General features: G+C 49.8%; 19 protein-coding genes. 3 read left to right on the top strand and 16 right to left on the bottom strand.

Annotated features, from left to right (window positions below; genetic code table 11):
• Nucleotides 1–17: 17 nt before the first annotated feature.
• The 7 genes from H9Q78_RS10335 to H9Q78_RS10305 all read right to left on the bottom strand — a co-directional run bounded on the left by H9Q78_RS10335 (nucleotide 18) and on the right by H9Q78_RS10305 (nucleotide 5,263).
• Nucleotides 18–1,382: an FAD-dependent oxidoreductase gene (locus H9Q78_RS10335; protein WP_249301558.1), complete on the bottom strand. Its 1,365-nt coding sequence runs from the start codon at nucleotides 1,380–1,382 to the stop codon at nucleotides 18–20.
• Nucleotides 1,383–1,407: 25 nt separating this feature from the next.
• On the bottom strand, nucleotides 1,408–1,830 hold the full coding sequence (locus tag H9Q78_RS10330) for an RrF2 family transcriptional regulator (RefSeq protein WP_249301557.1): 423 nt from the start codon (nucleotides 1,828–1,830) through the stop codon (nucleotides 1,408–1,410).
• A complete protein-coding gene (locus H9Q78_RS10325; RefSeq protein ID WP_249304814.1) occupies nucleotides 1,820–2,713 on the bottom strand; it encodes a 4Fe-4S binding protein in 894 nt (297 codons plus the stop codon). Before H9Q78_RS10325 ends, H9Q78_RS10330 begins: the two co-directional genes overlap by 11 nt.
• A 1-nt stretch (nucleotide 2,714) precedes the next feature.
• Nucleotides 2,715–2,861 (bottom strand): CD1871A family CXXC motif-containing protein, encoded by a 147-nt coding sequence (locus H9Q78_RS10320; protein WP_249301555.1) that lies wholly within the window; start codon nucleotides 2,859–2,861, stop codon nucleotides 2,715–2,717.
• Nucleotides 2,851–3,477: a TlpA family protein disulfide reductase gene (locus tag H9Q78_RS10315; protein WP_249301553.1), complete on the bottom strand. Its 627-nt coding sequence runs from the start codon at nucleotides 3,475–3,477 to the stop codon at nucleotides 2,851–2,853. Before H9Q78_RS10315 ends, H9Q78_RS10320 begins: the two co-directional genes overlap by 11 nt.
• Nucleotides 3,478–3,646: 169 nt before the next feature.
• On the bottom strand, nucleotides 3,647–4,936 hold the full coding sequence (locus tag H9Q78_RS10310) for an amidohydrolase family protein (protein WP_249301550.1): 1,290 nt from the start codon (nucleotides 4,934–4,936) through the stop codon (nucleotides 3,647–3,649).
• 117 nt (nucleotides 4,937–5,053) lie between these two features.
• Nucleotides 5,054–5,263 carry a hypothetical protein gene (locus tag H9Q78_RS10305; protein ID WP_249301548.1) on the bottom strand — a complete coding sequence of 70 codons (210 nt, stop codon included), beginning with the start codon at nucleotides 5,261–5,263 and terminating at the stop codon, nucleotides 5,054–5,056.
• Between the two features lie 683 nt (nucleotides 5,264–5,946).
• Here H9Q78_RS10305 and H9Q78_RS10300 point away from each other — a divergent pair.
• On the top strand, nucleotides 5,947–6,354 hold the full coding sequence (locus tag H9Q78_RS10300; RefSeq protein ID WP_249301546.1) for a helix-turn-helix transcriptional regulator: 408 nt from the start codon (nucleotides 5,947–5,949) through the stop codon (nucleotides 6,352–6,354).
• An 11-nt stretch (nucleotides 6,355–6,365) separates the two neighbouring features.
• Nucleotides 6,366–6,695: a hypothetical protein gene (locus H9Q78_RS10295; RefSeq protein WP_249301544.1), complete on the top strand. Its 330-nt coding sequence runs from the start codon at nucleotides 6,366–6,368 to the stop codon at nucleotides 6,693–6,695.
• A 19-nt stretch (nucleotides 6,696–6,714) separates the two neighbouring features.
• On the opposite strand, the gene H9Q78_RS10290 is transcribed toward H9Q78_RS10295, so the two are convergent.
• The 8 genes from H9Q78_RS10290 to H9Q78_RS10255 all read right to left on the bottom strand — a co-directional run bounded on the left by H9Q78_RS10290 (nucleotide 6,715) and on the right by H9Q78_RS10255 (nucleotide 16,933).
• The gene (locus H9Q78_RS10290) at nucleotides 6,715–8,118 is read right to left on the bottom strand and encodes an alpha/beta hydrolase (protein WP_249301542.1); all 1,404 of its coding nucleotides are present in this window, start codon (nucleotides 8,116–8,118) and stop codon (nucleotides 6,715–6,717) included.
• A 349-nt stretch (nucleotides 8,119–8,467) separates the two neighbouring features.
• Nucleotides 8,468–11,092, bottom strand: coding sequence for a pyruvate, phosphate dikinase (gene ppdK / locus H9Q78_RS10285; RefSeq protein WP_249301539.1), 2,625 nt, complete (start codon nucleotides 11,090–11,092; stop codon nucleotides 8,468–8,470).
• A gap of 156 nt (nucleotides 11,093–11,248) precedes the next feature.
• Nucleotides 11,249–12,127 carry an Hsp33 family molecular chaperone HslO gene (gene hslO / locus H9Q78_RS10280; RefSeq protein WP_249304813.1) on the bottom strand — a complete coding sequence of 293 codons (879 nt, stop codon included), beginning with the start codon at nucleotides 12,125–12,127 and terminating at the stop codon, nucleotides 11,249–11,251.
• 83 nt (nucleotides 12,128–12,210) lie between these two features.
• Entirely contained in the window at nucleotides 12,211–13,002 is a 792-nt protein-coding gene (locus H9Q78_RS10275) for a class I SAM-dependent DNA methyltransferase (RefSeq protein WP_249301538.1), read from the bottom strand.
• A gap of 316 nt (nucleotides 13,003–13,318) precedes the next feature.
• Nucleotides 13,319–14,194, bottom strand: coding sequence for an aldo/keto reductase (locus H9Q78_RS10270; protein ID WP_249301535.1), 876 nt, complete (start codon nucleotides 14,192–14,194; stop codon nucleotides 13,319–13,321).
• Nucleotides 14,184–14,663, bottom strand: coding sequence for an RpiB/LacA/LacB family sugar-phosphate isomerase (locus H9Q78_RS10265; RefSeq protein ID WP_249301533.1), 480 nt, complete (start codon nucleotides 14,661–14,663; stop codon nucleotides 14,184–14,186). The genes H9Q78_RS10270 and H9Q78_RS10265 overlap by 11 nt, the downstream gene beginning before the upstream one ends.
• 16 nt (nucleotides 14,664–14,679) lie before the next feature.
• A complete protein-coding gene (locus H9Q78_RS10260) occupies nucleotides 14,680–16,221 on the bottom strand; it encodes an FGGY-family carbohydrate kinase (protein WP_249301531.1) in 1,542 nt (513 codons plus the stop codon).
• Between the two features lie 19 nt (nucleotides 16,222–16,240).
• Nucleotides 16,241–16,933 (bottom strand): class II aldolase/adducin family protein, encoded by a 693-nt coding sequence (locus tag H9Q78_RS10255; RefSeq protein WP_330595144.1) that lies wholly within the window; start codon nucleotides 16,931–16,933, stop codon nucleotides 16,241–16,243.
• A 220-nt stretch (nucleotides 16,934–17,153) separates the two neighbouring features.
• Between H9Q78_RS10255 and H9Q78_RS10250 the strand changes: the two genes are divergently transcribed.
• Nucleotides 17,154–17,936 (top strand): DeoR/GlpR family DNA-binding transcription regulator, encoded by a 783-nt coding sequence (locus H9Q78_RS10250; protein WP_249301528.1) that lies wholly within the window; start codon nucleotides 17,154–17,156, stop codon nucleotides 17,934–17,936.
• 66 nt (nucleotides 17,937–18,002) lie between these two features.
• Here the strand turns inward: H9Q78_RS10250 and H9Q78_RS10245 are convergent, their stop codons facing one another.
• Complete coding sequence (locus H9Q78_RS10245) at nucleotides 18,003–18,935, bottom strand: hypothetical protein (protein WP_249301525.1); 933 nt, start codon at nucleotides 18,933–18,935, stop codon at nucleotides 18,003–18,005.
• Nucleotides 18,936–19,015: the final 80 nt, after the last annotated feature.

Genomic DNA, 19,015 nt, shown 5'->3' with positions numbered 1-19,015 from the left:
TCAAGTTATGATGCGCTTTACTGACCGAACAAATCATTAAAGGCTTCACTCATGGTAGGATGTGTATAGATCTGTTTGCCCAAAAACCGATAATCAGCTTCCAGATCCATCGCAAGCTTTACGGTATTGATCATCTCATAGGACTCTTCGCAGAGGAGCATCGCACCCAGGATCCGGTTCGTCTTTTCATCAATCACGGCTTTCAGAAGTCCCTTGGGGTTCTTTAATACCTGGGCTTTCGGAATCGCCGCGGCCGGCATCTTCAGAATCTTGACCTGATATCCTGCCGCTCTTGCTTCTTCCTCGTTCAGTCCCACCCGTGAAAAGGACGGTGTGATAAATACACTGTACGGCACATTTTTTCTGTCTGCTCTTGTGTAATCTCCTCCGTTCATCTGGGACCATATAATTCTGAAGTCATCCAGTGATACATAGGTAAACTGGAGACCGCCGGTTACATCTCCCATCGCCCAGATATTGGGAGCGCTGGTCTTCAGCTCGTCATCTACGATGACCGCGCCGCGGGCGTTTCTTCTGACCCCGGCATTTTCTGCGTCAAGGCCTTCTGTATTGGGCTTCCTTCCGGCCGCCGCCAGCACCGCCTGAGACTGGAGGAGCATCTCTGCCCCTTCCCACAAAATGCGCGTCTCCGCATAACCTTCCTTCGCTTCCACCTTTTGTATCTTAGCTCCCAGCCTGAATTCCACTCCCCGTTCTTCCAGAATGGAACGAATCGCTTCTGCCATATCCCTGTCTTCTCTCTTCAGGAAGGTTTCCCCATCCTGCAGGATCGTGACCTTTGTGCCAAAACCGGAATACATGGACGCGAATTCCAAACCTATGTATCCGCCCCCGATGATGACCAGACGCTCCGGAAGGATATCCAGATCCATCAGCTCAGCGCTGGTATACACATACGGGTTCCCTACAAGTCCCTCAATGGGAGGAATCACCGGTGTCCCGCCGGTATTTATAAATATTTTTTCTCCTTCCAATGAGAAGGTTTCATTCTCTGTCTTTACCGATACAACTGTATTGGAGATAAAGGAGGCGGTTCCATTATATACCGTCACATGTTCCATATCATCCAGCTTTGAAAAATTCTTTCCACGGAGTGCGGCCGTAAGGCGTCTCTTCTCTTCGATCGCCGCCTTATATTCCCGTGCTTTTTCCTCGAAGCTTTTCTCAGGATGGAGCGCGGCGATTCCCGAACTCCTCACCAAAGATTTTGACGGAATACATCCGACATTGATACAGGTCCCGCCATACATGCCCGAATCCTTTTCGATCATGGCAACTCTTTTCCCCTGAGCTCCCAGCTTGGCAGCCAGTGTTTTTCCCCCTTTTCCAAATCCGATGATTATCGCATCATATCGTTCCATCCTGTTTGCCCCTTTCCGACTCTTATTATTTTTTATTCCCTTTAAAAATCTGATCGTCAATATCCTGGATGGTCATGTTTTCCAGCCTTTTTTTGCAGAGCTCATTCAGCTCCCCGTATATTCCATCCATGACCCCGGCCATGCCGGATGCAACCAGGCAGTCCATGTCCAGACTCCCTGACCGCCAGGACGCTTTCACCATATCCACCTCCAGAGCCTCGCATATCTGGCGGAGATTCACCTCCTCCGCTTTCCATACCATGTAATAGCCCCCGTTCAGCCCCTCTTTTGTCCCCACCAGACCTTTTTTCTTCATTTTTGCCATGACCTTCCTGATGCGCGCCGGATTGGTGCACACATTCTCTGCCAGGGCCTCGCTGGCCAGAGTAGTCCCCTTATGGTTTAGATATACAAGAGCATGTACCGCGATTGAAAATTCACTTGTCATTCTGTTGTCCGTCCTTTACTATGATAGTCTCCTTCTTCTTTCCCATGCTGCTGCAGATTGCTCCATGGGGGCAGCTTTTCAGGCAGTCCCCGCACCGGATACATTCCCGGCTGTTCGGTGTTTCCCACACTCGAATATCCATCTTACAGGCTTTTTGACATTTGCCGCATTTTGTGCATTTTTCCGCGTCCACCTGATACCGGTACAGTGCAATTGGATTAAACAAGCTGTATACAGCGCCCAGAGGACATACATATTTGCAGAAGGGCCTGTATACGATGACAGACAAGAAAATCATGAGAAGCAGTATGGCCATTTTCCATTGGAACAGCCAGCCGATGGCGCCCCGGAGCGGTTCATTGAGCAACACCAGTGGTATTCCTCCCGTAAGTGTCCCGCTGGGACAGATATACTGGCAAAACCAGGGGCTTCCCTGTCCAACGATATCCACAGCGAACAGGGGAAGGATTATAACAAATACCGCCAGTATCACATACTTCATCCAGACCAGCACCTTGTGCCCGGGCAGGTTTTTCCGTTTCTTAATAAAAGGAATTTTATAAAGCAGATCCTGGATGAGTCCAAACGGACAAAGCCATCCGCATACAAACCGTCCTGCCAGAGATCCGATCAGCATGAGAAACCCAATCACATAAAAGGAAAATTTGTAATTCCTGCTGCCCAGCACCGCCTGCAGAGAACCGATGGGGCAGGAGCCCAGAGCTCCGGGACAGGAGTAACAGTTAAGCCCTGGAACACATACAGCTTTTGTCGGCCCCGTAAAAATCTTTCCCTTTACAAAGCCCAGCAGATATCCATTGGTAAGGGCAGAAAATCCAACCTGTACCCAGAGCCTCGCCCTTTTTTTCATACGTTTTAAAATTTCAGCCAATTCCTATACACTCCAGACATATATTCACTGCTTTTTTTAGTACGGTTCCCGCTTCGCCTCTGCTGATTCCAAATATCAGGAAGCCCAACGCCGCCGCTATCAGAGCCCTTCTGATCCAGATAACCTTTTTATCCTTCATTTTTCACCTGCTCCAGCAATTCGTCTATGGCCTTTTCCCATTTTTCCTTGCTCTTCGCCCCATAAAACGCGCTTCCGACCTGTTTCCCTTCCTTATCCACAAATACGGTAGTAGGCACCACCTGAACTTCCTTCAGATAGCCGAGGTACAAGTCCTTTGATACGATGATGTGCGTATAATCCGCTCCCGTGGTATCCACGATTTCCAGAGCTGTCTCATCCTTTGCCTCTACTACGTCGCTGACTATCCCGATCACCTGGACCCCTTTGTCCTTATACTCATGGCTTATCTCGCCAAGATCGGGCATCTCACTGATACAAGGGCCGCAGAATGTACCCCAGATATTCACCATAGTCAGATCCGCCCCGGAAAATATCTCCTGATCTACTGCTTCTCCGTCCAGCGTCTCTGATGTAAAGCTTCCGAATAACGGAGATGCTTCTGCCGTCTCTTCTTCTGAAGAAGATGAAGCTTCTGTCCCCTTTTCTTCGGCAGATCGTGTTTCTTCTTTCGTCGTCTCCGGTTCTGCGTGCTTCGCACCGCAGCCGGCAAACATTCCTGAGCTGGTGATCATGAGGATCACTGCCGCGCCGCTGATAAGTCGTTTCAGTTTCATATACACCTCCGGTTATAAACTGTTCTATTTTTCATCTCAGTTATTACTGTAATTATAAACATAACAGTTTTATTTGTCAAGGAGTTATTTTAAATTTACCTCCTCAATCTCATCGAAACAAAATAGCCGCGCCATCCTATCACCAATGGCGCGGTTATTTTGCTTCGCTTTATAAATTCTGCAGGCATTTATCAAGCTCCCGCTCACAAATGGGATATTTCTTGACGACTGGCTTTTTAAATGCTTTTCCGCGAGCGACTACCATATACGGAGTGCGGAGAACAGTCAGATCTTCCAATGGATTTTTCTCTGTGATTAGAAAATCCGCGCTTTTCCCCGGTTCTATACTGCCGGTCTCTTGTCCAATACCCGCAATCTCCGCGTTTCTTCTCGTAGCTGTGTAAAGAGCAAAGGCCCGGCTCACTCCGACATATTTATGGAAGTACTGCAGCTCCCTCCACATGTCATAATGAGTGACAAACGGACAGGCCGTATCGGTGCCTAGTCCCACCGGTATGCCATGCTCAAGCGCTGCCTTGGCACAGTTTATAATACCCTCCAGCACAATGTTTCCGTTATACCGCATCATCTCTGTACTGTCCATGATATCTTTCCCAAACTTCGCCAAAGGAACGGCGGGCGAGATCGTACAGATGTCACAGGCTTTCTTTTCTTTGAACAGAGAGATGATCTCTTCATCGGGAGAAGCCCCGTGTTCAATCGTATCCACTCCATTTTCCAGCGCTGTCCGCACTCCCTCCGGGCTTTCTGTGTGGGCGGCCACGCGGTATCCCGCCTTGTGTGCTTCCTCGCAGCAGGCTTTTACGTAAGAAGGAGGCATCTTCAGCACTCCCGGCTCTCCCTTCACCTTCGCGTCCAGTACGCCTCCGGTGATCATAAGCTTTATCCAATCCGGTTTCTCACCGGCGATTTTTCTCACCAACGCACGGCATTCCTCTTCACTCCCCGCGGAATATGCCACGGAACCGGTCATATGGCCTCCCGGCACGGAAACCGCCATATTGGATGCCAGGATTCTCGGGCCGTCCAGCTTTCCGGCGTTGATACGGTCGCGAATCAAAGTATCAAAATTGCCGAGGCCGCCGACTGTACGGATCGTAGTCACACCGGATAAAAGCTCCGTCTTAGCGTAATTTTCGCACATCTTTAAGCCAATAAAACGGGTAAATCTATTTTTCATCACCAGTTTAGCCGCCGCCGTGCTGTCCTGCTGCTTTTTCTTCGGCGCGCCGTTTCCCGGCAGATGAACGTGCAGATTGATAAGACCCGGCATCAGATACCGGCCCTCCAGATCTATGACTTCTCCTTCCCCGGAAAACGCCTCCTCCTTTGTGACTGATATGATCCTGCCGTCTTCTGCAACGACCGTCATGTCCGGCCGCGGCTCCATTTCTTCTGTTCCGTCAAGTACTGTACAGCGGCGATAGATAGTTTTCATTTTATCCACATCCTTTCCCTTTTCACTTCATGATCTGTTAAGCACATCATACTTTTGAAAATCATTAAAATATATTTGTCTTTATCACTATAATACAAAATATTTTTTGGAATCATTTTAGTAAATTCCGATTACGCTACAGTTAGGCACCGGCAGAAGTTCCGGGCCGTCACGATTTCGGTTCGCTGGCGATGCAGGGGCCGCTTTATCCCCGCTCCAGGAGTACCGCTCACATGTCGACGGAAAATCCGGATGATTTTTCGTCTCCGGTTCGCTCAGAAACGGAATCGGTATTTCCGTTTCTGTCTTCTTCCGCCTGGAGAACACCGGCCGCTGCCCTGCGGCGCTCGCCTTTAGGCCGGCCCGGAATCTTTCTGCCGGTGCTCTGCCTGCCGCACCATACTGGATAATTTCCGTTCCATTGATTCCAAAAAGGATTGGATATCCACACGGCCCGCGCGCATAAAGCAGCGGGCCGCGGTGTCCGCTTCAATATCTTTCGGAACAAACAGAAGCTTATTTTGGTGCGGGAAGAGGAGCAGGAGGAACGATCCGATCCCATCGTAAGGCGAGCGCCGCAAAGCCGTTAGCAGAATCTTCCCGGCCGCAGGGAGGTAAAAACCGAATCTCATGCAGGTTTTTATTGGAATCTGACATGGAAAAATATCGATTTATCCATGTCAGTTGGAAAGGACCGACTGGAGGCCGTAAAGATGCTGGTTACGGCTGCCAGCGAGCCGCCTGGATGGAATCGGATTTCCTCCTGCCTCATTTGGTTTTAAAGATACGTTTGTTTCAAAGATATTTAAAGGTATGCCCTCCGGGCAGGCGCACTTCGTGCGGTAAGGTATACCCAAGGGCATCCCTTAATTCATACCCTCCGGGCAGGCGCACTTCGTGCGGTAAGGTATGTAAAAGAATTTTGACACGGTTTTTTTCTGTGTCAAAGAGATTTGATAGACATTTTCCCACCAATATGGCAGGATAGTCTTGAAAGGAGCAGTCTTAATATGGAAATCGGCAAAAAGTTAAAAGACGCTCGTGTACGTTCTGGGCTAACCCAGGAAAACGCAGCTGAAAAAATCAATGTGTCAAGACAGACTATTTCAAATTGGGAAAATGAAAAATCATATCCAGATATAATCAGCGTTATCAAATTAAGCGACTTGTATTCCATTAGCCTCGATGGTCTGCTGAAAGGAGACAGCAAAATGATACAGCATCTGGAAGAAAGCACAAATGTCGTAAAAAGCAATCAAAAGCTGATAGGAGCTGTCATAATCAACATCGTAACGGCGGCCCTGCTGATCATCCTTCATATGTTCATACCAGAAAACATGTATTTCCTGGCCGGCGTTTTCTGTCTCATGGTCATCAGCTCATCCGTTTTACTCTATCAGATAATCAAAAAATTTTAGGAGGAACCATCATGGAAAACAGCGCCATATTTGCAGTGATCTTCGGAGCAATAACCTTTGTGGGGGCAATTGAAATCGTATATCAAATCTACCGGCTGACCATAATCGACGCGGAGGCCCGCGGCTTGAAGCATCCAAAACTGTGGGGACTATTTGCCATAAACGGCAATAACTCCAGCGGCCTGCTCATGTATCTGATCGGCAGAAGGAAATATCCAATCACTCATTTGTCGGAAAGCAGCAGAAAGGATATGGAACAGCGAAAAAAGTCAGCGGGGATAGGACTGGCCTTTCTCTCTGTCGGAGCAATCGGTATGATTTTTACCATGCTTTTTGGATAAATCCAATCCTATGCCGTTTTTAATGGTTTCCCCGGACGTTCATCCAGTCGGCGATATCGTCGATGACATATTGGGGCACAGGCGTATTTTGACGATATTCTACACTCAGCAGTTCCAGGAAAGGAACCGCCTCTCCCTGGTAATCCCCCATAATATGGTTCAGATCATCATAAAGCTTATAAGTCGCGTCCGGATGGCCGGCTAATGCAGTCTGCCATGCCGTGATGCCGTTTTCCGGCGTCACCTGGCGGTCCTTTCCTCCCTGAAGAATCAAAATCGGCTTTTTATCCGCAAGATGCAGTTCCGCAGTCTTTATGCTGAAAAGATGCCTGGAATAAATACCTGGAAGCCCGAAAACAGTCATGTCTGCCAGCTCTTCTTCCGTATAGTCCGAAATATTCTCGGCCTTCTGCACCTCTTCGTCGATTATGACCTGCCCGGCCGCCCTCTGCGCTTCATTCTGCTCCTCCAGCGACATCTCATTCTGCTGCAGGGAAATTTTCCACAGCGGAAGCGGCGTACCGCTCATGCTGATATATCCTGCCACATCAGGACATTCTTTTCCTATGGATGACAGCAATGAACCGCCTAAGCTCATTCCCAGCACATAGATGGAGTCTCCGGGGATAGAGTCCTTCTGCTTCAGCCAATTCACAGCGCTTACGGCATCCAGAATAGATTCCTCTTCCACCGTAAAAGCAGATCCATATTTTTCTGTTAATTTTTCCCCATAGGTGTATGTCACTTTATCATAGCGGAGAACGGCGATTCCCTGGGCGGCGAGTCCATACGCCAGATCGCGGAACGGTTTATTAAAGCCGATTGTAGAATCCCGGTCTTGAGGCCCCGAACCATGAACGAGGACCAGAGCCGCCTTCGGCGCCTCCTTTGGCATCGTCAAGGTACCATGTATCGGAAATCCCGGCTGCGAATCAAAGGTAATCTCCTGCTCAGTAATCCCCTCCGGCAAGTCGGACTTGATCGGCCCGGCTTTCATAAAAAATCCGGCAACAAGCCCCTGAGAATCAAACACGGTGCGCTGAACGGCCGTCCCGTTTTCACAGATGAGTTCAAGTTCTACCACATCATAACCATCCGTTTCAAATTGGATGAATTCGCCCGTTTTTTGAAAAGCCCCGAATCCACTTTCCGTCTCGTCCCATATTTTTTCCCAGTCCTTTGCAGAAAGGGATTTCATTTGATCTCCCATAAATCCGGCGATCTCATCATATTCCGAATCACTGAGCTTTTCCGTGATTTGTTTTGAAATCTGCACCAAATCTTTTTCGCCTTCTGGCTGCTGCGCCCCCGGCTTTTGTGCTTCTGACTGCTGTGTTTCTGAATGCTGCGTCTTTGGCACCCCACACGCGGCCAAAACCGCCGTTATAATGACTGCCAGCATAATACAAACTACTTTTTTCATAATGCCCCTCCTCCTGTACTCACCATATAATAAATGTATTTCGCTGTCAAGGCAAAAGCCCCCTTGCCTAGTATAACACTATCTCTTTTTATCCAAAACTTTGTGGAATTTTCGGACGGCTGCCCTATAGCTACATGAATATAACAGTCGTTATGCAGTTTTCTTCAGGAAAACCTTCTTTTACAAAATGTAAAAAAAGACCTCAAAGCTCAGGATTCCTCCCAAGTTTCAAGGTCTACTCTTTGTTTCGTCTTTATTTATTGCTCACGTTCTATTCTGCTTAGAGGATAGCCACTCTCTCGCACTGGACGATAATGGGGCACCCTGTGACAAATAAGCCCGTTTTCGATTATTTTTGTTTAATAGCTGCCTGTGCCGCCGCCAGTCTTGCGATAGGTACGCGGTAAGGGGAACAGGATACATAGTTCAGCCCGATCTTATGGCAGAATTCTACGGAGCTGGGATCGCCGCCGTGCTCGCCGCAGATACCAAGCTTCAGATTCGGATTGGTCTTGCGTCCCTTCTTCGCCGCCATGGCCACCAGCTGGCCTACGCCCTCCTGATCCAGCTTTGCAAAAGGATCGGATTCGTAAATCTTGTTGCTGTAGTAGGACTGCAGGAACTTTCCGGCGTCATCACGGGAGAAGCCGAAAGTCATCTGAGTCAGGTCATTGGTACCGAATGAAAAGAACTCCGCCTCTTCTGCAATCTTATCGGCAGTCAGAGCCGCGCGGGGAATCTCGATCATGGTCCCTACATGGTAATTGATGTATTCGCCTTTTTCTTTCATGACTTCTTCTGCCGTGGCGATTACCACATCTTTTACAAACTTAAGCTCTTTCTTCTCTCCGACTAAAGGAATCATGATTTCGGGAACGATGTCATATCCCATCTCTTCCTTCACTTCAATAGCAGCTTCAATGATCGCCCTCGTCTGCATCTTCGCGATTTCCGGATAGGTAACCGCAAGGCGGCATCCACGATGGCCCATCATCGGGTTGAACTCATGAAGGTCGTCGCACTTTGCCTTTACCTGTTCAGGAGTCAGGCCCATGTCATCTGCCAGTGCTTTAATATCCGCAGGATCGGTGGGAACGAACTCATGAAGCGGCGGATCCAGATAACGAACGGTCATCGGGCGGCCTCTAAGAGCCTTATACATCGCCTTGAAATCTGCTTTCTGGAAAGGAATCAGCTCGTTCAGAGCAGCCTCACGCACTTCTACAGAATCGGAAAGAATCATCTTCCGAATCTTCGGAATCCTGTCAGGGTCAAAGAACATATGCTCAGTACGGCAGAGGCCGATGCCCTCCGCGCCCAATTTAACGGCATTTTCCGTATCAATGGGGGTATCCGCATTGGTACGTACCTGCAGCTTGCGGAACTGATCCGCCCAGCGCATGATACGGCCGAAGTTTCCGCCCACGGAAGCCTCCATTGTTTTGATATCGCCTTTATAAATCTTGCCTGTCGTGCCGTCCAGGGAAATATAGTCCCCTTCTGTGAAGGCATGTCCGCCCAGCTCAAATTTCTTGGCGGCTTCGTCTATCTTGATTTCTCCGCAGCCGGATACACAGCAGGTGCCCATGCCGCGCGCCACTACTGCCGCATGAGAAGTCATGCCGCCGCGCACTGTCAGGATTCCCTCTGCCGCGTGCATACCCTCGATATCCTCGGGCGATGTCTCCAGACGGACCAGGATGACTCTTTCGCCTTTTTCGTGAGCTTCCTTTGCATCCTCGGCTGTGAAATAAACCTTACCTGCCGCAGCTCCGGGAGATGCGGGAAGCGCGCTCCCAATGACCTCGCCGGCTTTCAGCGCAGCTGTATCAAAGGTAGGATGAAGCAGCTGATCAAGGGACTTTGCCTCGATACGGCATACCGCTTCCTCAGGAGTGATCTTGCCCTCGTCCACCAGGTCGCAGGCAATCTGGATAGCCGCGGGAGCAGTCCTCTTGCCGTTACGGGTCTGGAGGAAGTAAAGTTTCCCTTCCTGAATCGTGAATTCCATATCCTGCATATCGCGGTAGTGGTCTTCCAGCTTATTCGCGATCGCCATGAATTCCTTGTAGCATTCCGGCAGATCCTCCGCCAGTTTGGTGATGGGCTGAGGCGTACGCACGCCTGCCACAACGTCCTCACCCTGCGCGTTGATCAGGTATTCGCCATAAATACCTCTTGCGCCGGTGGACGGATTTCGGGTGAACGCAACGCCTGTTCCGGAAGTATCGCCCATATTTCCGAATACCATGGTCTGTACGTTTACGGCAGTGCCCCAGTCACCGGGAATATCATTCATTCTTCTGTATACGATGGCGCGGGGGTTGTCCCAGGAACGGAATACAGCCTTTACTGCATCCATAAGCTGGACCTTCGGATCCTGAGGGAATTCCTCACCGTTCATCGCATCTTTATAAACTTGCTTGAATCTCGCGATCAGCTCCTTCAGATCATCGGCCGTCAGCTCCGTATCATAATGAACGCCCTTTGCCGTCTTTACTTCATCAATGATCTTTTCAAAGAAGGATTTGGGAACCTCCATAACAACATCGGAAAACATCTGAATAAATCTTCTGTAGGAATCGTATGCAAACCTGGGGTTCCCTGTCTTCTTTGCAAATCCCTCAACAGAAACATCGTTTAAGCCTAAGTTTAAGATTGTGTCCATCATACCAGGCATGGAAGCCCTGGCACCAGAACGTACGGATACTAGGAGAGGATTCTCTGTATCGCCAAATTTTCTGCCGTTCTCAGCTTCAAGCCATGCTAACGCGTCGAAAATCTGTCCCTGAATTTCTTCTGTAATCTTCTTTCCACTGTTGTAATAATCGGTGCAAGCCTCTGTAGTTACAGTAAAGCCCTGGGGAATCGGAAGGCCAAGATTGGTCATTTCTGCCAGGTTGGCGCCCTTTCCGCCAAGAAGGTTACGCATGTCCGCATTTCCTTCTTTAAACAAATATACCCATTTCGCCATGTTTTAAATCCCTCCTGTGTTGAATTTAGACGTTAAAGAGCAGGTTGGCCGCCTGCTCCTCATATTATAGCATATAACAGCTTGTCCGCAAACCATTTTTTTGCCATTTTCTCTAATTTTTGTATATTTTTCCAAACAATATTTGGTGATTATTTATTAATCCATCTGATTTCTGATATTTTCGAGCTCTTTTACTCCGAATCGATACCGTTCACTGCAGAAATGGCAGGAAACCTCCACTGGCTCGCCGGCAGCGATCATCTCATCCAGCTCTGTCTTCCCCACGCTGACAAGCGCCTTTTCCACCTTTTGCTTTGAACAGTCACAGTAAAACCTTGTGGGTATCTTATCCAGAATCTCCAGACCAAAGTCTCCTAAGATATCCTGCAGGATCTGTTCCGGTGACTTTCCGGCATCCAGAAACGAGGTGATGGAGGTGATCCCCGAAAGATGCTCCTCCAGTGCCGTTATCAGTTCTTCCTCCGCGTCCGGCATGAGCTGGATGATAAAGCCTCCCGCCTGCCGCACTGTATTTTCCCGGTTCATCAGCACTCCAAGAGCCACACAGGACGGAACCTGCTCCGACACCGCATAGTAATACGTGATATCCTCCGCGATTTCTCCGCTGACCAGATCAATCTGTCCGGAATATGGCTCTTTGAGGCCGATATCACGTATGATTGTAAGCGTACCCCGTCCCACTGCTCCGGCCACATCCAATTTGCCTTTTTTGTTGGCGTGTAGGAGGACCTCCGGATTGACCACGCACCCCTTCACATCCGCCCTGGAATCCGCGGTGACCGTGATGCCTCCGATGGGGCCGTCTCCCTGGATCCTCAGCGTAAGGATATCCTTATCCCCTTTCATCATGCTTCCCATCATCGCGCCTGCCGTCATCAGACGTCCCAGCGCCGCTGTCGCCACCGGACTGGTATTATGTCTTTTCCTGGCCTCTTCCACCAGATTCCTGGAGGTCGCCGCAAACGCCCTGATCTTGGCATCCGCCGCCGTAGCGCGGACAATGTAATCTTCCATGACTCCGTCTGCTCTTTTTTCCATATTCCCATTTTCCTTTTCAGTTATTCCGTTCCCCACTGTCATTCCCTCTTCTATTATTCTCAGACGCCGATGTTCTTTCCCCGTTCTCTGGCAACCACATAAATCCGCTCGCTCTCTTCCTTCGGCGCTTCCCTCGTAAACGCGTCATACGCGGCCACAAACTCCATGCCCGCCTCCAGAAGGGCCCTCTGAAACTCCGCCAGTTCATACGCTCTCTGATAATGAATCTCTTCATATTTATGATAAAGATCGTTTTCCCTGCCGGAAACGCAGTCCGCTTTCACAAATATGGTCAGCTGATATTCATTGATGCCGGTCTCCTCGTCAAAATAATTGTCCCAGATAAAGCTTTCATTCTCCCGGCTCTCCGCTATCGTACCGTCGCCTAAAAGCTCCCGGTATTTATACCAGGTATTGAAATCAAAAATAAAGATGCCGCCCGGATCCAGATAATTGTTCACCAGCCGGAATACCTGCACTAACTCTTCATAGGAAGTGATATAATTCATGGAATCGCAGATACTTACGATGCCTCCCACGGTGCCGAATAGTTCAAATTCTCTCATATCCTGTAAGAGATACAAAATGTCCCTGCCTGACTCCACCCGTTTTCCCATGGCTATTTCCAGCATCTCTTCCGATTGATCGATTCCTATCATATCGTAGCCGGCCTGGGACAGCAGTTCCGTAAGGCTGCCTGTGCCGCAGCCCAGATCTGCCAGCAGGCAGTCTCTGCATCCATATTCCCTCAAAAGCCCGGTCAGATAAACACACCATTCTTCATATGGAACGTTGTCCATGAATTTATCATAGACAGCCGCAAAGCTGGTATAAGCCGATCCACACTCCATGTCATTCTGCCTCCGTCCTCATCCATGATTCCTTTTATCTGGTCTGTTCAGCGAATGTATCATACCACAGAAGAGCAAAGTGAGCAAGCCCGCGGAAGCTCTGCCGGATAATATTATACTACACCTTGCCGCGCGAAGTGCGCCCGCCCGGCAAGGTAAAATAAAAAAATTAAAAAGAGGTGTATAAGTCTTCTCTTCCCGGGCATACTTAAGATAGTACCAAAGAAAAGAGAAATACTTATCCTCCCCTTTTGATTTCCCCCTCACTGCATTGGATGCGGTGGGGGGGATTTTTTATTATATTATCGATTCTTCTTTAGTCCACCGCCGCAACCCTGAGTCTGTCCGGATGCTCTCCCGACCAGCCGGCCAGCGGCATATTCCGAATCGCCTCCATATCCTCTTCTGAAATCTGGAAGCGGAAGACGTCCTGATTTTCCTTCATCCGTTCCAGGCTGGAGGTCTTGATCAGAGGCAGGATGTTGCTCTGGAGCAGGAATCTGAGACAAATCTGCGCCACCGATACCTCATATTTCGCAGCCAGCCCCTTCAGGAATTCATTTTCCAGGAGCACTCCGCGGCCTGTGGGGCTCCATCCCTCCACTACGATCCCGTGTTTCCGGCAGAATTCCACCGCCTCTTCCTGCATATAGCCGGGATGCAGCTCCAGCTGATCCACCGCAGGCATCACGATGCTGTTTTCCATGATGTTCAGCAGATGGTGAGGCATGCAGTTGCACACTCCCAATACCCGTATTTTCCCGTCAAAGTACAGCTCTTCCATGGCTCTCCAGGTATCCAGATTCAGCTTTCTCCAATCCGTATAGTTCACATAGGGAAGGGGCCAATGAATCATATACATATCGAGATAGGTAGTCTGCAGCTTATCCAGGCTTCTCTGGAAAGCTTCCTTGGTCTTCTCATATCCCATATCCGTCTTGTAGACCTTAGAAGTCAGGAAGAACTCTTCTCTCGGAATCCGGCTCTTCTGAATGGCTTCGCCCACCTCCGGCTCCGTTCCATACAGCGATGCCGTATCGATATGACGGTAGCCCGCCCGGATCGCCTGCCCGATCACATCCGGGTTTTTCCCTCTGGTTGCCAGGTAGGTCCCAAACCCCAGGCACGGTATGGTCCTCGTATTCAACAGCTTAAAAGAATCGTTCATACTGGTCATGATCTTATTTGCCATAAATGCTCTCCTCTATCTCTTTTACACCCTTCAGGCCGTCTTGGAGCGCTTCCGGCGCGGCCTCGGAAAAACCAATGGAAAATTCCGCGTCCAAAAATGCCTCGACCATCTGTACCGCCTTGTAGCCTCCGTTGAACAGACCGCCGATCGACAATACGTTGCAGTTATTGATGATCTTGCAAAGACGGGCAGACAGCACGCTCTCGCATAATCCGCAGTAAACTCCTTTATACTTGTTGGCTACAATATTCACACCCATTCCCGTGCCGCAGAAAATAATCCCCTGGGGATATTCTCCGGCCGATATCCGCTTACCCACTTCAGAGCCCACTTTGTAATAGTCCACGGGATGCTCTTCATCAAGAGTTCCCACATCCAGAACCTCGTAGCCTCTGCCTTCCAGGTATTTCTTTACCTCTTCCTTCACCGTGAATCCAAAAGGGTCCGCACCGACAACGATTTTTTTCATATGACCTTCCTCCTTTTTATTTATATCCGGTGATATCCGCAAGGTCCATATAGCAGCCTTTAAGCTGCTCATACAGCTTCAGATACAGCGGATACATCTTATCATAAACGGCTTTATTCTCCATATTGGGCGTATGGGACGCGCCAACCTTCGCCCAGTCCTTGGCCACCTGATAATCCTTAAATACGCCCGTACCCACACCGGCGGAAATTGCGTCTCCAAAGGGCGCTCCCTTCGCCTCCTTCATATAGCTGGTGGGCACGCCGATCACATCGCTGACCATCTGTCTCCAGAACGGACTTTTTGCTCCTCCTTCACAGAGAACAAGAGGAGGCGTCATCTTGCATCCGCTGGCCTTTACAAGCTCATAGTTATGGCGGAGCGCCATCACCGCGCCCTCCATAAAGGACCTCAGAAGGTGTTCCTTCGTATGGGAGAGCGACATTCCGAATACGTTTGCTCTCGCGAGCGGGTCCCAGATGGGAGTCCTTTCACCCATGAAATAGGGGAGCGTGATCAGGCCGTCGGCTCCTACCGGAGTCTTCTCCGCTTTGTCGCTGAGCATCTGGTATACATCCAGACCTTTTTCCTCCGCTTCTTTCACTTCCTCGGCGCCAAAGGTGTCTTTAAAGTAGCGCATCACTGAGCTGCAGGCGCAGATGGCCACGCAAGTCGTATAGGTGGTCTTGGACTTTACCGTATGAGGAATCGTAATCATATTAGGAGTAAACCGCGGCTCATTATGTACAAATCCCATACAGCCCGCAGTTCCCATGGCCAGAGACATATCTCCGTCCTCAATTGCGCCGCCGGCCACCCATGCCGCCGTAGCGTCGGTCGTACCGGCAATGACCGGTGTCCCGGCCGCCAGGCCTGTCCGCTTTGCCGCTTCCTTTGTGACCTCTCCTATGATCTCATCACAGGCATAAGAATCCGGCAGTTTTTCAATGTCCAGCCCAATCTCGTCCATGGTCTTTTCATCCCAGCGCTTATTGATGATATCGTAGCCAATACCGATCAGGCTCGCATTGGAATAGTCGGTGACCGCCTTTCCCGTCAGCTTCATGACCGGATAATCCGCCGCTGTCTGAAGCTTATAGGTTTTCTTGTAAAGCTCCGGCCGGTTGTTTTTTTCCCACATCATTTTTATGGCCGCATAATAGGGATCGATGGGGTTTCCGCTCAGCTTTCTCACCCGTTCTTCTCCAATATGCTCCTTGACCCAGGCAGTCTCCTTGGTCCCTCTTCGGTCCATCCAGATATGCCCCATCTGCAGCGGCCTCAGATCCTTATCCACCAGGATACACGCTGGAGCCAGGGCGCTGATTCCCACGCCGCGAATCTCCTTCGGATCGATCCCAGCCTGTTTTATGGATACCTGAATGGTATCTGCCACCGCGTTCCAGTAGTCCTCCGGATCCTGCTCGGCCCACCCCGGCCTTGCCGTCAAAAGCTTATATCCGATGGAATGAGAGCCCAGGATATTCCCTTCCTCATCGATCACTACCGCTTTTGTTCCGCTTGTCCCCACATCGCAGCCAACTAAATAATTCGCCATAAGAATTTCTCCTCCTTTATCATGCTCCCGACGGTACTCCTCCCGTCATGATCCCCATGGATTCTCTGATCGTCACAAGCCGTTCGATCTGTTCCTTCGTCAGCTCCCGGCTCTCTCCCAATACCTTTTCTGTGATCATCATAATAGACGCGTAATATTCCACCGATTCCATCCGCCTCCAGGCTTCCAAGATATCCTTGCCCCAGGTCAGAGCGCCGTGATTCGCCAAAAGAACAGCATTGTAGTCTTTGCAGTACGGCGCGATGGAATCCGGAACCTCTTCTGTGCTTGGCGTCGCGTAAGGCGCCAGCGGGACTACGCCCAGCTGCAGGACACCCTCCGTAATGATCGGCTTGTCAAGCGGCCGGCCGGCAATGGCATACGCCGTGGCCATCATCGGATGGGCGTGGACGACCGCGGTCACAGACGGGTTCTCCCGGAAGACTCTCAGATGCATCTTGATCTCACAGGACGGCCGGCAGTCCCCCTCCAGAACCGTTCCGTCCATATCCAGCCTGACCAGCATCTCCGGCGTCATAAATCCTTTGGAGACACCCGTGGGTGTGGCCCAAAGCTCATTTTCGCCTACCTTGACGCTGATATTCCCGTCATTGGACGCTACAAACCCTTTATTGTATATCCTTCTGCCGATTTCCACAATTGCTTCTTTTGCTTCCTGGTCCGACATCAGGGTACCCTCATTTTTACTCATTTCACCGTCCCCTCTCTTCAGCGTTGACGTACAAAAATCAACACTGCTGTTTATAATGTAATTTTATGTTTTTATGTTGTTTTTGTCAAGATTTTACGTGGTTTTTTATTTGTATTTTATTGTTTTTCTTTTGATTCTCACAAAAAATATTGTTTTTTGTGTGTTTATACGATATAGTTAAGAAAAACCACTTTCCATAGTTTAAATGAAGGAGGGCCCTATGCTCGCGGTTACCAGAAGGAACTTGATCAAAGCCCAGATACAGGAAAAGAAAAGTGTCACCGTGCCTGCCCTGGCAAAAAAATTTGAGGTCACAGAAGAAACCATCCGCCGTGATCTAAAGATTTTGGAAGGTGAGGGAGTACTCTCCCGCACCTATGGAGGCGCCTTCATTCAGAACGGCGTCCAAAATGAAGTGGATTTTACAGTCCGGATGGATGCCTACGTTGACAGCAAGACTATCATTGCGGAATCCTGCCGGAAGCTTGTCAGCCACGGCGATTCCATCTATCTGGACAACTCCACAACCGCCCTGTTCGTTGCAGAAAGCCTGATGCAGTTCCGCATTACCGTCGTAACCAATTCTCTTGCCATCATCAATCGGCTGTGTGGTCAAAGCAATATTCATCTGATCGCGGTCGGCGGTTCCTTCGATTCTGACACCAATTCCTTCATGGGAGCCGGTACTCTGAACGCCCTTTCCGCTTATCATGTGGACAAGGCTTTTCTCTCCTGCCGTTCTCTCTCCATGGAACACGGCGTCACCGATTCCTATGAGGAGCTGGCCCATCTGCGCCGGGTCATCTTAAACCGTGCGAACGAGTCTTATCTCATCGCCGACCATTCCAAGTTCAATTATGCCTCTTTTGTAAAAATCAGCGGCTTTGAACCGATCAGTGGTATTGTCACCGACAAAGCACTGTCCCCGGAATGGCGGAGCTTCCTGGCTGAAAAAGGCATCGCCTGCTATGACGGCCCGACGCTCCCGCCCGGAGACTGCTGATTTTTCCTTATTGTAAAAAGAGCGTTCGGAATCTGTTCCGATACGCTCTTTTTTGTCACGGCGGTTTCAATACCGCCCAGTCTTATAGTTCCCAGTGCTGTTCTGGAACATGTTCCGGACCGTGGCAAAGCTGGCAATGGCAGTCAGGCCATAACCGACTATCAGATCTTTATAGAACATGCCGCTGATCTCCGGATATGTCATAAAATCCGGAATGGAACGGTACGCGTCAAAAAAGGTGATGTCGTACTCCTTGAATTCCCTGTAAATCTCCAGCGCCAGACCCACGTTCTGGGCGAAGTAGATCACAACTGCCACGATCGCCAAAGAAATCACGATGCCGGCCACATTGATCTTTCCGCCGAACTTCTCATATCCTTTCAGGGCGCAGACCGCCGCCACCAGGCCTGCGATTCCCGCTATGTATCCCAGCTGATAGATGATAACCCAGAGTACGCCTCCCAGCAGAGCTCCCAGTAAAGCTCCTACGATGCCAGTCACGATATTGCCTTTCCGCTCCTTCATCTGCTGTTTGTTGATCTCCAGATTATTGCAGAGTCCATTATAGCAATTGTCACACATGAAATCCATATAACCGTTTATGCTGGAAAGCGTCGCGGGCGCCTCTTCTCCGCAGCAGCCGCAGCAGGGCACGTAGCCATTCTGCGTCAGATACACTGCGATATGATCCAGTATATCCCGTATCTGGAGGCCGGCTTTTCCAGAAGACCGCATAAGTATCTCGATCCGCTTTCCGTCATAGGATGCCCTTGTCACCTTCTTCACACCGGAGCGCATCTCCGCCAGAAAACTGTCCATCGGATACCCGGGAGGATTCTGGCCCTGTTTCGCGTCCACCACGATACGCCAGAACGCACCGCCGTTCACTCCAAACATGGCATTGACCGGATATCCCGATACGGTTCCTTGAATCACATTTTTGGGTTTTTCGATCATCGGGTCATTCCCTTTGATCTGTTCCACAAAAGACTGCTTCATCTCACTACTCCTTTTCCTCGATCTTGTCTTTTTCTCTCCGAGATGGTACTTGCCAATCCTCTTCTATCTTAGCACCGGCT

The organism is Qiania dongpingensis (genome assembly GCF_014337195.1).
GTDB lineage: Bacteria > Bacillota > Clostridia > Lachnospirales > Lachnospiraceae > Lientehia > Lientehia dongpingensis.
This window is presented reverse-complemented; position numbering and strand designations above follow the sequence as displayed.

Coding starts and splice junctions, on each gene's coding strand:
- H9Q78_RS10335 (WP_249301558.1), bottom strand. CDS start 1,382: ATGGAACGATATGATGCGATAATCATCGGATTTGGAAAAGGGGGAAAA.
- H9Q78_RS10330 (WP_249301557.1), bottom strand. CDS start 1,830: ATGACAAGTGAATTTTCAATCGCGGTACATGCTCTTGTATATCTAAAC.
- H9Q78_RS10320 (WP_249301555.1), bottom strand. CDS start 2,861: ATGAAGGATAAAAAGGTTATCTGGATCAGAAGGGCTCTGATAGCGGCG.
- H9Q78_RS10315 (WP_249301553.1), bottom strand. CDS start 3,477: ATGAAACTGAAACGACTTATCAGCGGCGCGGCAGTGATCCTCATGATC.
- H9Q78_RS10310 (WP_249301550.1), bottom strand. CDS start 4,936: ATGAAAACTATCTATCGCCGCTGTACAGTACTTGACGGAACAGAAGAA.
- H9Q78_RS10300 (WP_249301546.1), top strand. CDS start 5,947: ATGGAAATCGGCAAAAAGTTAAAAGACGCTCGTGTACGTTCTGGGCTA.
- H9Q78_RS10295 (WP_249301544.1), top strand. CDS start 6,366: ATGGAAAACAGCGCCATATTTGCAGTGATCTTCGGAGCAATAACCTTT.
- H9Q78_RS10290 (WP_249301542.1), bottom strand. CDS start 8,118: ATGAAAAAAGTAGTTTGTATTATGCTGGCAGTCATTATAACGGCGGTT.
- ppdK (WP_249301539.1), bottom strand. CDS start 11,092: ATGGCGAAATGGGTATATTTGTTTAAAGAAGGAAATGCGGACATGCGT.
- hslO (WP_249304813.1), bottom strand. CDS start 12,127: ATGGAAGATTACATTGTCCGCGCTACGGCGGCGGATGCCAAGATCAGG.
- H9Q78_RS10275 (WP_249301538.1), bottom strand. CDS start 13,002: ATGGAGTGTGGATCGGCTTATACCAGCTTTGCGGCTGTCTATGATAAA.
- H9Q78_RS10270 (WP_249301535.1), bottom strand. CDS start 14,194: ATGGCAAATAAGATCATGACCAGTATGAACGATTCTTTTAAGCTGTTG.
- H9Q78_RS10265 (WP_249301533.1), bottom strand. CDS start 14,663: ATGAAAAAAATCGTTGTCGGTGCGGACCCTTTTGGATTCACGGTGAAG.
- H9Q78_RS10260 (WP_249301531.1), bottom strand. CDS start 16,221: ATGGCGAATTATTTAGTTGGCTGCGATGTGGGGACAAGCGGAACAAAA.
- H9Q78_RS10255 (WP_330595144.1), bottom strand. CDS start 16,933: ATGAGTAAAAATGAGGGTACCCTGATGTCGGACCAGGAAGCAAAAGAA.
- H9Q78_RS10250 (WP_249301528.1), top strand. CDS start 17,154: ATGCTCGCGGTTACCAGAAGGAACTTGATCAAAGCCCAGATACAGGAA.
- H9Q78_RS10245 (WP_249301525.1), bottom strand. CDS start 18,935: ATGAAGCAGTCTTTTGTGGAACAGATCAAAGGGAATGACCCGATGATC.